The sequence below is a fragment of the Streptomyces adustus genome, from assembly GCF_009377175.1.
In the GTDB taxonomy this organism is placed as follows: Bacteria; Actinomycetota; Actinomycetes; order Streptomycetales; family Streptomycetaceae; genus Streptomyces; species Streptomyces adustus.
Genome location: NZ_VJZD01000265.1, coordinates 1 through 12,918, shown reverse-complemented (window position 1 = coordinate 12,918; position 12,918 = coordinate 1). Strand labels below are relative to the sequence as shown.

Below are 12,918 nucleotides of genomic sequence, written 5' to 3'. Positions count from 1 at the left end.
CCCGGGTCCACCCCCGGCCGCCGCGGTCGCGGGCAGGCGGCCCGCCGTGGCGAGTTCCGTCCCGTCCGGGCCGTACAGCACCGCCCAGCCGCTCACCCGCTGGGCCAGCCGGCGCAGGATCGAGGGGACCGGGTCCGCCCGGGAGGCGGCGGCGGCCAGACTCTGCTGGGCTTCCGTGACTCGGCGGAGCTCGGCCAGCCGGGCCTGGGCCATCAGTTGCCAGACCGCGCGGGCCACGCCCGAGAACGTGGTCTGCGGGGGCACCTCCAGGAGCGGCAGGCCGTATGCCTCGCAGGCCGCGACCAGCGCCCGCGGCACCGTGTCGTGCACCGGTGCCAGCCCGAAACCGAGGGCCGCGCCGCCCGCCGCGACGATCCGCGAGACGTAGTCGTCGAAGTAGGTGCCCGAGCCCGCCGCCTCCGGGATGTGCACCCCGGCGGACAGCAACAGCTCGCCGCCCAACAGGTACGGGTACGGGTCCGCCATCTCGGAGGTGTGCACCCAGTGGATCACCAGGCCGGGGTCGGACGGCCCCGCGATCAGGCGCAGGGCCAGGTCCTCGCGGGCCAGCAGCGCCGACAGCGCGACGGGCGGAGTGGGCGGTACCGCTGGTGCGGATGCGTCCGGCATGGTGTGCGTTTCCTCCATCCAGGCCGGTATCGATGGAGGAAACGTACACTTCGCCGTCGCTTTACGGCCACCTAGTGTCAGTCCCGCCGGTAGCCGCGGGTACGGGCGTATGTCCCCGCGCACCCTGCCGACCGTCCCCCACGTACTGCACGACACGCCACCGACATGTCCCAAGGAGGGCCTCACATGGCCGTCGACTACACAGTGATCGTCCTCTATCTGGCCGGCATGCTGGCCATGGGCTGGTGGGGCATGCGCCGCGCCAGGTCCAAGAGCGACTTCCTCGTGGCGGGCCGCCGCCTGGGCCCGGCCATGTACTCCGGCACCATGGCCGCGATCGTGCTCGGTGGTGCGTCCACCATCGGCGGTGTGGGCCTGGGCTACCAGTACGGACTCTCCGGCGCCTGGATGGTCTTCACCATCGGCCTCGGGCTCCTGGCCCTGTCCGTCTTCTTCTCCGCCCGTATCGCCCGCCTGAAGGTCTACACCGTCTCCGAGATGCTCGACCTGCGCTACGGCGGCCGGGCGGGCGTCATCTCGGGGCTGGTCATGTGGGCGTACACCCTCATGCTCGCCGTCACCTCGACCATCGCCTACGCCACGATCTTCGATGTCCTGTTCGACATGAACCGGACCCTCGCGATCGTCCTCGGCGGCTCGATCGTCGTCGCGTACTCGACGCTCGGCGGCATGTGGTCGATCACGCTCACCGACATGGTGCAGTTCGTGGTGAAGACGATCGGCGTACTGCTCCTGCTGCTGCCCATCGCGGTGATCCGGGCCGGCGGCTTCGGCGAGATGAAGGCCAAGCTGCCCACCACCTACTTCGACCCGCTGGGCATCGGCGGCGAGACCATCTTCACCTACGTGCTGATCTATACCTTCGGCATGCTGATCGGCCAGGACATCTGGCAGCGCGTCTTCACCGCCCGCAACGACCGGACGGCGAAGTGGGGCGGCACCGTCGCCGGTACCTACTGCCTGGCCTACGCCCTCGCCGGCGCCGTGATCGGCACGGCCGCCAAGGTCCTCTACCCCGACCTGGCCAGCCCGGACGACGCCTTCGCGACCATCGTCAAGCACGAACTGCCGCTCGGCGTCCGCGGCCTGGTGCTGGCCGCCGCGCTCGCCGCCGTGATGTCGACGTCCTCCGGCGCCCTCATCGCCTGCGCCACCGTCGCCAACAACGACATCTGGGCACGGCTGCGGGGCGGTCTCGGCCGGGCGGCCGCGGACGACGGGGACGCGCACGACGAGGTCAAGGGCAACCGCGTGTTCATCCTGATCATGGGGGTCGTCGTCATCGGCACCGCCATCGCCCTGAACAACGTGGTCGAGGCGCTGACCGTGGCGTACAACCTGCTCGTCGGCGGACTGCTGGTGCCCATCCTCGGCGGACTGCTGTGGAAGCGCGGCACCGTGCAGGGCGCCCTGGCCTCGGTCGTGGTCGGCGGCCTCGCCGTGATCGGCCTGATGGCGACCTACGGCATCCTCGCCAACGAGCCCGTCTACTACGGCCTGCTGGCCTCCCTGGCCGCCTACCTGGTCGTCTCCCTGGTCACCCCGGCGACCGACGCGACCGTGCTCGCCGCCTGGCGCGAGCGGCTGGCCGGCCGGACCGCCGAAGCCACGCCCGAGCCGGTCGCGGTCTCCCAGTAAAGTCGGGAACAAGCAGCCCATACGCGGCGACGCGTAGGAAAGAAGGCAGTTGAATGAGCAGTGAGACGCCCCGCGGGCCCGTCGATTCCTCCCGCATACCGCGGTACGCCGGCCCCGCGACGTTCGCCCGGCTGCCCCGCCTGGACGAGGTCGGCACCGCCGATGTCGCCGTCGTGGGCGTGCCGTTCGACGCGGGCGTCTCCTACCGGCCCGGCGCCCGTTTCGGCGGCAACGCCATCCGCGAGGCGAGCAGGCTCCTGCGCCCCTACAACCCGGCGCAGGACGCCTCTCCCTTCGCGCTCGCCCAGGTGGCGGACGCCGGTGACATCGCCGTCAACCCCTTCGACATCAACGAGGCCGTGGACACCGTCGAGGCGGCCGCCGACGACCTGCTCGCCGGCGGTGCCCGGCTGATGACCCTCGGCGGCGACCACACCATCGCGCTGCCGCTGCTGCGCTCCGTGGCCAAGAAGCACGGCCCGGTCGCGCTGCTCCACTTCGACGCCCACCTGGACACCTGGGACACCTACTTCGGCGCCGAGTACACCCACGGCACCCCGTTCCGGCGGGCCGTCGAGGAGGGCATCCTCGACACCGAGGCGCTCTCCCACGTCGGGATCCGCGGCCCGCTGTACGGGAAGAAGGACCTCACCGACGACGAGAAGCTCGGTTTCGGCATCGTCACCTCGGCGGACGTCTACCGGCGCGGCGCCGACGAGATCGCCGACCAGCTCCGGCAGCGCATCGGCGACCGCCCGCTGTACATCTCCATCGACATCGACTGCCTCGACCCGGCGCACGCCCCCGGCACCGGCACCCCCGAGGCCGGCGGCATGACCTCCCGCGAGCTGCTGGAGATCCTGCGCGGCCTGGCCTCCTGCCACCTCGTCTCGGCGGACGTCGTCGAGGTGGCGCCCGCCTACGACCACGCCGAGATCACCTCGGTGGCCGCGTCCCACACCGCCTACGAACTGACCACGATCATGTCCCGCCAGATTGCCGAGGCCCGAGCGAAGTGACCCACGACCACGACCTCGAACTCCGTCCGACGCCCGCCCAGACGGAGGCGGCGCTCAACCCGCCCCCCGGCCGCAACGGCGGAGACCTGGTCGTGGAGACGCTGGCCGGGCTCGGCGCGACCACCGTCTTCGGTCTGCCCGGCCAGCACGCCCTCGGCATGTTCGACGCGCTGCGCCGCTCGGACCTGCGCTACATCGGCCTGCGGGTGGAGAACAACGCCGGGTTCGCGGCGGACGCGTACGGCCGGGTCACCGGTGAGGCGGCCCCCCTGCTGCTGTCCACCGGCCCCGGCGCGCTGACCTCGCTCGCCGCGCTCCAGGAGGCGGCCTCGGCCTCCGCTCCGGTCCTGGCGATCAGCAGCCAGATCCCCACCGCGGGGCTCGGCGGCGGCCGCCACGGCTATCTGCACGAACTGCCCGACCAGGCGGCCTCGTTCCGGGGCGTCGTCAAGTCCGTGCACACGGTCCGGGCCGCCTCGCAGATCCCGTCGGCGATCGCGGCGGCCTGGAAGTCCGCGCTGAGCGCCCCGCACGGTCCGGTGTGGGTGGAGATCCCGCAGGACGTGCTGCTGGCCGAGACCTCCCTGCCGGTGGTCACCGCCGTCGACGCGGCGCCCGAGGAACTGCTTCCGCGCCCCGAACTGACCGCCGTGGCGGCCGATCTGCTCGCCCGCGCACAGCGTCCCGCGATCATCGCGGGCGGTGGAGTGGTCCGGGCGGACGCCTCCGGAAAGCTGCGGCAGCTGGCCGAGAGGCTGAACGCGCCCGTGGTCACCACCTTCGGCGGCAAGGGCGCCTTCCCCTGGAACCACCCGCTGTCCCTCCAGTCCTGGCTGGAGGACCGGCACACCACGGACCTCCTGGAGGACGCGGACGTCCTGCTGGTGGTGGGCTCGGGGCTGGGTGAACTCTCCTCCAACTACCACACGTTCGCGCCCCGCGGCCGGGTGATCCAGATCGAGGCGGACCTCGGCAAGCTGGAGTCCAACCATCCCGCGCTCGGCATCCACGCGGACGCCCGCATGGCGTTGCAGGCGCTGCTGGAGACGGTGCCGGAGCGGGCGGACGCGAGCGCCCGGGAGCGGGTGAGCACCCTGCTGGCCAAGGTCGCCGAGCGCATCGACGCCCAGGAACTCGCCCTGGAGCAGCAGGTGCTGAGCTCGGTCCGCCGGGCCCTGCCGGACGACTCCCCGTCCTTCTGGGACATGACGATCCTCGCCTACTGGGCCTGGTCGGCCTTCGACGCGAAGGCGCCCAACGCCATGCACTCCGCGCAGGGCGCGGGCGGCCTCGGCTACGGCTTCCCGGCGGCGCTCGGCGCGGCCGCCGCCGATCCGTCCCGCCCGGTCCTCGCGGTCTCCGGCGACGGCGGTGCCCTGTACTCGATCGCCGAGCTGGCCACCGCCCGCCAGTACGACCTGAACGTCACCTGGCTGATCGTCGACGACGGCGGCTACGGCATCCTGCGCGAGTACATGACCGACACCTTCGGGCAGGCCACGGCGACCGAGCTGAGCCGCCCGGACTATGTGGCGCTGGCCGAGTCGTTCGGCGTCCCGGGCATCCGCACCAGCCCCGAGGCGCTGGAGGCGGACCTGACGAAGGCGCTGGCGGCACCGGGACCGTCGGTGGTCGTCCTCCCGGCCCTGCTGCGGATGTTCGCGCCGACGCACCTCGGTTGAGGCGGCGTACAGCGGGTGGTGCCGCTGGTGGCGTCAGTGGTGCCACATGGTGCCACCTGAGGTGCCAAACAGGATCGGGACTCCCGGTGGTGTCGCGCCGGCACCTCTCGACGTCGGCACGTTTTAGCAGGTCAGGGCAAGTGGGTGCACTCAGGTGCGCCCACTTTTCTTTTGCGGGGTTGCCGGTGGCGCCATAGTGGTGCCATGATGGCGTCATGGACCTCACGCCGTATGTCGACTCCCTCCGCCGTGAACTCGCGGTGGCCGCCGAGGCCGGCGGCGAAGAAGCTCGCGAGCTGGCCGAGCGGCTCACCGCCCCCCTGGAGTCGGCGACCCGCCTGACCATGCTCAACGTGCTCTCCGCCGCGATGGACGAGATCACCCGCGATCTCGCCCCCGGCTCGGTCGACGTACGGCTGCGCGGACTGGACCCCGACTTCGTGGTGACCCCACCGCCGCGCGACGAGCCGTACCAGGACAGGAGCGGGTCCGCCGAGCCGCTCACCGCACCGGCCCCGGCACCCGCCGACGCCGACGAGGGCGGCACCGCCCGCGTCAACCTGCGCCTGCCCGCGCATCTCAAGGCGCGCGCCGAGGAGGCCGCCGGCCGCGAGGGCCTGTCCGTCAACGCGTGGCTGGTGCGGGCCGTGTCGGCCGCGGTCGACGGCGGCACCGCGTCGCCCACGGCCGGGAAGACCCGTGCCACCGGCACCACCCGCACGGTCGGACAGAGCTTCACGGGCTGGGTGCGCTAGCCGCTCCCCGCCCGCCCCGAACCACCCACACCACGTCCCACCTGCAGGGACGCCACGAGGACTCAAGAGGACGGGACAGCCATGCCTTCTTTCGACGCTCCTTTCCACACCCCCGAACCGATCTCGGTCACCGCCCAGGTGGAAGCCGGATCCATCCGCTTCATCGCCGGCGACCGCCTCGACACGCTCGTCGACGTGCAGCCGCGCGACCCCAAGAAGGACCGGGACGTACGGGCCGCCGAGCAGACCGAGGTGCGCTACGCGAACGGCCTGCTGACCGTCAGGACCCCCAAGGGGCGCTGGGCCGTCGGACCCTCCGGCGTCGCCGACGTGACGGTCGAACTGCCCACGGACTCGCGGGTGGAGGTGGCCGGCGCCTGGACCCAGGTGCACGGCGAGGGCCGCCTCGGCGAGGTCCGGGTGAAGACCTCGTCGGGCGACGTCCGCCTCGACAGCACCGGGCCGCTGCACCTGACCGCGTCCCACGGCAGCATCACCGTGGGCCATGTGCACGGCCCGGCCGAGATCACCACCAGCTCCGGCAGCCTGCGCGTCGGCACCGTCGAGGGTCAGGCCGTCCTGAAGAACTCGCACGGCACCACGACGGTCGGCGAGGTCCAGGGCGATCTGCGGGCCAGCGGCGCCAACGGCGACATCCTCGTCGGGCGCGCCGAGGGCTCGGTCACCGCCACCACCGCCCACGGCACCCTGCGCCTCGACGATGTCGCCCGCGGCACCGTCCAGCTGGAGACCTCCTACGGCGCCATCGAGATCGGCATCCGCGAGGGCACGGCCGCCTGGCTCGACGCCGGCTCGGGCTCCGGCCAGGTGCACAACGCGCTCACCGCGTCCGAGGGCCCGACCGAGTCCGAGGACACGGTCGAGGTCAGGGCCCGTACCCGCTACGGCAACATCGACATCCGCCGCGCCCGGTCCTGACCCGCCCTCGGCCCCGTACGGCCGGGGCCGCCGCACCGCCCGCACCGCTTCTCGCGCCTTCGAAGGGGAGGACCCCATGCCTTTTTCTGTCATGCCCATGCCTGAACGCTCGGTGCCCGGGCAGCCCGGACCCGGGCAGCCCGGACCCGGACAGTCGCACGGCGGGCAGCCGCCCGCCGCCGTCTCCGCCGTCGGGCTGCGCAAGTCGTACGGCGACAAGACCGTCCTCGACGGCATCGACCTGCGGATCCCGGCCGGCACGGTGTTCGCGCTGCTCGGGCCGAACGGCGCCGGCAAGACCACCACCGTGCAGATCCTGTCCACGCTCGTCGCCGCCGACGGCGGCCGGGCCCAGGTCGCGGGCCACGACGTCGCCGCGTCGCCGGACGGCGTGCGCGCCGCGATCGGCGTCACCGGGCAGTTCGCCGCGCTCGACGACCTGCTCACCGCCGAGGAGAACCTGCTCCTCATGGCCGACCTGCTGCGCCTCGGCAAGCGCGAGGGGCGCAAGCGGGCCAAGGCGCTGCTGGAGCGGTTCGGCATCGCGGACGTCGCGCACCAGCGCGCCGCCACCTTCTCGGGCGGTATGCGGCGCCGGCTCGACCTGGCCATGACCCTGGTCGGCGACCCGGAGGTGATCTTCCTCGACGAGCCGACGACCGGTCTCGACCCGCGCAGCCGCCGCACCATGTGGGAGACGGTGCGCTCGCTCGTCGCGGGCGGCGTCACGGTCTTCCTCACCACGCAGTACCTGGAGGAGGCCGACCAGCTGGCGGACCGGATCGCGGTCCTCGACGGCGGCCGGATCGTCGCCGAGGGCACCGCCGCCGAGCTCAAGGCGCAGATCCCCGGCAGCCATGTACGCCTGCGGTTCACCGGCCCCGACGAGTACGAGCGTGCCGTCGCCGCCTTCCCCGGCGCGGTCCGCGACGACGAGGAGCTCGCCCTGCGCGTCGCGGGCGACGGCGGCCTCGACGCACTGCGCGGCCTGCTCGACCGGCTCGACGCGGCCGGGGTCGCCGCCGCCGACCTCTCCGTGCACACCCCCGACCTCGACGACGTCTTCCTCGCCCTGACCGGCGACGGCGGCACGGGCACCGCACCCGGTGCCGACTCCGGCACCGAACCCGGCGCCGACTCCGACTCCGCGCTCCCCGTGAAGGAGACCAGGCGATGAGCACGCTCACCTACGCCGTGCACGACTCGATGACGATGCTGCGGCGGAACCTGAAGCACGCGATCCGCTATCCGGCCGTGGGCTTCGGCGCCGCCATGACGCCCATCCTGATGCTGCTGCTGTTCGTGTACGCCTTCGGCGACTCGATCGGCGCGGGCATGGGCGGCGGCCGGGACGCGTATCTGAACTATCTGACCCCCGGCATCATCGTCATGGGTGTGGCCGCCGGCTCGATGTCCACCTCGATCGCGGTCTGCTCCGACATGACCGAGGGCATCATCAACCGCTTCCGCACCATGAACATCACGCGTTCGTCGTTCATGACGGGCCACGTCGTCGGCAGCGTCGTCCAGACGATGCTGAGCGCCGTGCTGGTCGTCGGCGTCGCGCTCGCCCTCGGCTTCCGCTCCGGGGCCACCCCGCTGGAGTGGCTGGCCGCGGCCGGCCTCCTCACGGCCATCGCCTTCGCGGTGACCTGGCTGTCCACGGCGCTCGGCCTGATCTCCAAGACCGTCGAGTCCGCGAGCAACAAGCCGCTGCTCGTCCAGTTCCTGCCGTTCCTCGGCTCCGCGTTCGTGCCGGCCCAGTCCATGTCCCCGGGCCTGCGCTGGTTCGCCGAGTACCAGCCCTTCACGCCGATGACCGAGACCCTGCGCGGCCTGCTCTCCGGCTCCGCGATCGGCAACGCCGGCTGGATCTCGCTCGCCTGGTGCGTCGGCATCACCCTGGTCGGCTACCTCTGGTCGCGCTCGCTCTTCAACAGCAACACCAAGCGCTGAGCGGCGGGTCCGTTGATACGGTCCCGTCATGCCCGAAGCGCACCGCACGTCCGATCCCGTCACCGCCGACGACCTGACCACCGCCGTCCGACTGGCGGCCGATGTCCTGCGAGCGGCGGAGGCGGCCGACTGGGACGCCAAGGCCGGTTCGCTGGAGTGGAGTTGCTGGGAGACGGTCGAGCACCTCGCCGACGACCTGTTCGCCTACGCCGCCCAACTGGGCCCCGAGCGACCGCCGTCGGACCGTGAGGTCCCCTTCCTGTGGAGCCCCAGGAGGCCCGGCGGCCCGGCGAACGTCGTCTTCGCGGACCGCACCGCGGGACCGGCCGGACTGGTGCAGGTGCTGGAGGCGAGCGGGGCCCTGCTGGCGGCCATGGTGCGCACGACGGCGCCGACCGTCCGGGCGCACCATGTCTTCGGCGCCTCCGACCCCGAGGGCTTCGCCGCCATGGGGGTCGTCGAGACCCTGGTGCATCTGCACGACGTCGCCGCCGGACTCGGTGTCGCGTGGACTCCGGACGCGGACCTCTGCGACCGGGTCCTGGCCCGCCTCTTCCCGCACGCCCCGACCGGCACCGACGGATGGGCCACCCTGCTGTGGGCCACCGGCCGAGGAGAGATCGAGGGGCACCCACGCCTGACGCGTTGGCGCTGGTACGGCGCCCCCGCCACGCCGGACGCCTGAGCCCCCGACTCCCGGGTCCCGTACGCCGACGAGCCGGCCGCCCCACCCGGGGCGACCGGCTCGACGCGTGCTGCGGGCGGACTACCAGATCGCCTCGACCCACTCCGGGTGGTCGATGAACGGGTTCCGGTTGTGCTGGTAGGTGTCGTAGATGACCTGGTTGCGCCGCTCCTCGAAGGCGCTCGGCGGGTCCGCCTCGTTCCAGGCCTTGAGGATCGAGAGCTTGCCCATGTACGGGTTGCTCCCGTTGTTCACCTTCTCGTTGGGCTCCAGGTCGGCGAAGCCGTCGTCACCCTCGTAGCGCACGGCCATGTAGAGGATCATGCGGGCCACATCGCCCTTGTCGGCGTCGCGCGGCTGGAAGGAGTCGGAGTCGACCAGGCTGCCGCCGCCGTTGGTGACCGCGCTGCCGCCGTTGTCGAAGTCCAGGTTGCCGCGGATGCTGTTGACCTGGACGTCGGCGGCCCGCAGGTGGTGCAGGTCGGTGCCGGGGCCGGTGACCTCGCCGAAGTCGCCGTGCGACTTGGCCCAGGTGTGCTCGCGGTTCCAGTCGCCGACGTCGCCGCCGTTGAGGGACTTGCTGCGCGAGACACCGCTGTACAGCAGGAGCACGTTGCTGGTGTTGTTCGGGTCCTGGTCGGTGACCTTGAGCGCGTCCCAGACCGCGGAGTAGGAGATCTTGCTCTGGCTGCTGATGATCGTGTGCAGTGCGGACTTCAGGCTGGTGCCGGTCTTTCCGACCGCGTTCTTGTAGTACGTCGAGTCGTACGCGGTCGTGGTCGCCGCGGCGGGGGACGCGGTGAGCGCGGGGGCGGTCAGTCCGACCAGGACGGCGGCGGTGGTGAGGGCCACCGACTTCCATCGGTGCAGGTGTGTCGCCAGCATGTGGGGGTCCGATCTACGCGTGTTGATTGAAGGCGGCAACCGGGAGAATGGCATGGACATGTAGACGTGGCAATGAATCTGGCATGTCCATCCGATGGCGGGGACGGGCAAGTCGGTTTTTGTCTACGCGAGTTGATGGCCGTGGTCGAGGAATGGCCGAAACGGCCCCTGGGATCCGTCGGGATCCAGGGGCCGTCGGGGTGTGGAGCGGTGCGGGGTCAGCCGACGTCCGAGGGGTCGAGCCGGTAGAGCGTCGAGGACGACTGGCCGTTCTGCGCACCGGAGTCGGAGCTGGATCCGGATCCGGACTCCGTGCTCGACCCGGTGCTCGTCGTCTTGCTGTACTCGCTCTCCTTCACCGCGGTCGCGTGCTTCTGCACCCAGGCGGTGACGGCCGAACTGGCGCTGTTGCCACCGCCCATGTCGCCGCCCATGCCCCCGCCGCCGATCTGGATGTAGTGCAGCTCGCCCTTCTTCACCAGCTCCTCGAGCTTGGCGACCGTCATGCCGTTGTCGCTGCCGGTGAAGCCGAACATGGAGATGACGGGCTTGTGGGTGCTCAGGATCAGCTGCCCGGCCGACTGCGAATTGGACACCGCGAGCAGCCACTTGGCGCCGTCCTGGTGCTTCTCCAGGTACGCGATCAGCTCGCTGCTGGTCTCGCCGCCCATGCCGCCGCCCGAGATGAAGTAGTGGATCTTTCCGTCCGCCACGTACTTCTTGAACTGCGCCAGCGTCGGGGACGGGTCGGTGCCGTTGAAGCCGCCGATCGCCATCACCGGCTCGCCGGTGGCGAGTTGGTAGCTCGCGGCGTTCTGGGAGCCGACGGACGCGGCCACCCAGGTGTACGAGCCGGCGTTCTTCTCCAGCAGCGCCTTCGCCTCGGAGGAGACGCTCGCGCCGTTCAGCAGGCCGCCGACGCCACCGCCGCCGCCCATACCGCCGCCCTCGAACGTCCCGCCGCCGGGGAAGCCGTTGCCGTTCCGCTGGCCCTGGCCTTGGCCCTGACTCTGACCCTGGCCCGGCATGCCGCCGCCGGTGCCGCCGCCCGGGAAGCCGTTGCCGTTCTGGTTGGTGCCGTTGCCCTGCTGGCCCTGCGCGTTGCCGCCGCCAGGGAAGCCGCCGAAGCCGCCCCGGCCACCGCCACCGCCGCCGCCCGGACCGCCGCCCATCATGCTCGCGCCGGCCGGACCGGCGGTGACGATGGAACCGGTGTGCCCCTCCTGGAGCGTGCTGAGGGTGTACGCCGTCGGGCCCGCCAGCGCCGCCACGACGCTCACGGCCGCCGCCGCGAGGGCCGCCCGCCGGGGCACCCGGCCCACGAAGACCAGACCGAGCGCGCCGACCAGGCCACCGACCAGGACCAGCCACTTCAGCCACGGCAGATAGTCGGAGGTGCGGTTGAGCAGGACATAGCCCCACACCGCGGCCGCCACCACCGAGGCCGCGAGGGTGATCGACACCCAGGTCCGCTCGCGCCGCTCCCAGAGCAGGCCCGCGCCCATGCCGATCACGGCCGCGAGGTAGGGGGCGAGGGCCACCGTGTAGTACTGGTGGAAGATGCCCGCCATGTAGCTGAAGACGACCATGGTCATCAGCAGCGAGCCGCCCCAGACCAGGAACGACCCGCGGGTCACGGACGTCCGCGGGAACCTGCGCGTCGCCACCAGGCCGGCGACCAGCAGCACCAGCGCGGCCGGCAGCAGCCAGGAGATCTGGCCGCCGATCTCGGAGTTGAACATCCGGTCCCAGCCGGTCTCGCCCCACTGCCCGGTGCCGCCACCGCCACCACCGCCGCCGACACTGCCGGTCTCGTCGCCGCTGAGGCGGCCCAGGCCGTTGTAGCCGAAGGTCAGTTCCAGGAAGCTGTTGTTCTGCGAACCGCCGATGTAGGGGCGGGAGGACGCCGGCCACAGCTCGACGATCGCCACCCACCAGCCGCCCGAGACGATCAGCGCGCCGGTCGCCAGGGCCAGCTGCCCGAGCCGCTTCCTCAGCGCCACCGGCGCGCAGACGGCGTACACGATCGCCAGCGGCGGCAGGATCAGGAAGGCCTGGAGGGTCTTGGCGAGGAAGGCGAGACCGATCGCCGCGCCGGCCCACAGCAGCCACTTCGTGCGGCCGTCCTCCAGGGCGCGGACGACGAGGTGACAGGCGACGGCCATCAGCAGCGCCAGCATGGCGTCCGGGTTGTTGAACCGGAACATCAGCGCCGCGACCGGGGTGAGCGCGAGCACGGCGCCCGCCAGCAGTCCGGCCCCGGGGCCGAACCGGCGGCGCACGGACGCGTACACGACGGCGACGGTGGCGACGCCCATCAGCACCTCGGGGACGAGGATCGCCCACGAGTTCAGGCCGAAGATCCGCACCGCCAGCTCCATCGGCCACAGCGAGGCCGGGGGCTTGTCGACGGTGATGGCGTTGCCCGCGTCCAGCGAGCCGAAGAAGAACGCCTTCCAGCTCTTGCTGCCGGCCTGGACGGCCGCGGAGTAGAAGGAGTTGGCGTAGCCGGAGGCGCTCAGGTTGTACAGGTAGAGCAGCCCGGTCGTCAGCAGCAGGCCGAGGAAGGCGGGGCGCACCCAGCGGGGGTCCTCGGGACGGCCGCGCCACAGTCTCCGTACGAAGGGCTGCTTCGGCTCGCCGCCCTCGGGGGCGGGCGTCGGCCCGGCGGCCGGGTCCGCGGGCGAAGTGACGAGCGGGGCCACCGG

At 72.0% G+C, this 12,918-nt stretch carries 11 protein-coding genes; 8 read left to right on the top strand and 3 right to left on the bottom strand.

All coding sequences use genetic code 11. From position 1 onward, the window contains the following. The coding region (locus FNH09_RS38855; RefSeq protein WP_202919848.1) for a PucR family transcriptional regulator ligand-binding domain-containing protein at positions 1–630 on the bottom strand (630 nt) is incomplete at its 3' end. 186 nt (positions 631–816) lie between these two features. Here FNH09_RS38855 and FNH09_RS38850 point away from each other — a divergent pair. The 8 genes from FNH09_RS38850 (at position 817) to FNH09_RS38815 (ending at position 9,325) form a co-directional block, all read left to right on the top strand. After that, on the top strand, positions 817–2,289 hold the full coding sequence (locus FNH09_RS38850) for a sodium:solute symporter family protein (RefSeq protein WP_152894582.1): 1,473 nt from the start codon (positions 817–819) through the stop codon (positions 2,287–2,289). A gap of 53 nt (positions 2,290–2,342) precedes the next feature. Next, on the top strand, positions 2,343–3,308 hold the full coding sequence (speB, locus tag FNH09_RS38845; RefSeq protein WP_152894581.1) for an agmatinase: 966 nt from the start codon (positions 2,343–2,345) through the stop codon (positions 3,306–3,308). Beyond that, the gene (locus FNH09_RS38840) at positions 3,305–4,990 is read left to right on the top strand and encodes a thiamine pyrophosphate-dependent enzyme (protein ID WP_162469748.1); all 1,686 of its coding nucleotides are present in this window, start codon (positions 3,305–3,307) and stop codon (positions 4,988–4,990) included. Before speB ends, FNH09_RS38840 begins: the two co-directional genes overlap by 4 nt. A gap of 215 nt (positions 4,991–5,205) precedes the next feature. Then, on the top strand, positions 5,206–5,745 hold the full coding sequence (locus FNH09_RS38835; protein WP_152894580.1) for a hypothetical protein: 540 nt from the start codon (positions 5,206–5,208) through the stop codon (positions 5,743–5,745). Between the two features lie 81 nt (positions 5,746–5,826). After that, positions 5,827–6,684, top strand: a complete 858-nt coding sequence (locus FNH09_RS38830) for a DUF4097 family beta strand repeat-containing protein (protein ID WP_152894579.1) — start codon at positions 5,827–5,829, stop codon at positions 6,682–6,684. A gap of 97 nt (positions 6,685–6,781) precedes the next feature. Next, positions 6,782–7,861, top strand: a complete 1,080-nt coding sequence (locus tag FNH09_RS38825; protein WP_152894578.1) for an ATP-binding cassette domain-containing protein — start codon at positions 6,782–6,784, stop codon at positions 7,859–7,861. Further along, a complete protein-coding gene (locus FNH09_RS38820) occupies positions 7,858–8,640 on the top strand; it encodes an ABC transporter permease (RefSeq protein WP_152894577.1) in 783 nt (260 codons plus the stop codon). Before FNH09_RS38825 ends, FNH09_RS38820 begins: the two co-directional genes overlap by 4 nt. A 28-nt stretch (positions 8,641–8,668) precedes the next feature. Beyond that, positions 8,669–9,325: a DinB family protein gene (locus FNH09_RS38815; protein ID WP_152894576.1), complete on the top strand. Its 657-nt coding sequence runs from the start codon at positions 8,669–8,671 to the stop codon at positions 9,323–9,325. Positions 9,326–9,406: 81 nt separating this feature from the next. Here FNH09_RS38815 and FNH09_RS38810 read toward each other — a convergent pair whose 3' ends face one another. After that, the gene (locus FNH09_RS38810) at positions 9,407–10,210 is read right to left on the bottom strand and encodes an endonuclease I family protein (RefSeq protein WP_152894575.1); all 804 of its coding nucleotides are present in this window, start codon (positions 10,208–10,210) and stop codon (positions 9,407–9,409) included. A gap of 218 nt (positions 10,211–10,428) precedes the next feature. Further along, positions 10,429–12,915, bottom strand: a complete 2,487-nt coding sequence (locus FNH09_RS38805) for a mannosyltransferase YkcB-related protein (protein ID WP_338017821.1) — start codon at positions 12,913–12,915, stop codon at positions 10,429–10,431. Positions 12,916–12,918: the final 3 nt, after the last annotated feature.

Coding starts and splice junctions, on each gene's coding strand:
- FNH09_RS38850 (WP_152894582.1), top strand. CDS start 817: ATGGCCGTCGACTACACAGTGATCGTCCTCTATCTGGCCGGCATGCTG.
- speB (WP_152894581.1), top strand. CDS start 2,343: ATGAGCAGTGAGACGCCCCGCGGGCCCGTCGATTCCTCCCGCATACCG.
- FNH09_RS38835 (WP_152894580.1), top strand. CDS start 5,206: ATGGACCTCACGCCGTATGTCGACTCCCTCCGCCGTGAACTCGCGGTG.
- FNH09_RS38830 (WP_152894579.1), top strand. CDS start 5,827: ATGCCTTCTTTCGACGCTCCTTTCCACACCCCCGAACCGATCTCGGTC.
- FNH09_RS38825 (WP_152894578.1), top strand. CDS start 6,782: ATGCCTGAACGCTCGGTGCCCGGGCAGCCCGGACCCGGGCAGCCCGGA.
- FNH09_RS38820 (WP_152894577.1), top strand. CDS start 7,858: ATGAGCACGCTCACCTACGCCGTGCACGACTCGATGACGATGCTGCGG.
- FNH09_RS38815 (WP_152894576.1), top strand. CDS start 8,669: ATGCCCGAAGCGCACCGCACGTCCGATCCCGTCACCGCCGACGACCTG.
- FNH09_RS38810 (WP_152894575.1), bottom strand. CDS start 10,210: ATGCTGGCGACACACCTGCACCGATGGAAGTCGGTGGCCCTCACCACC.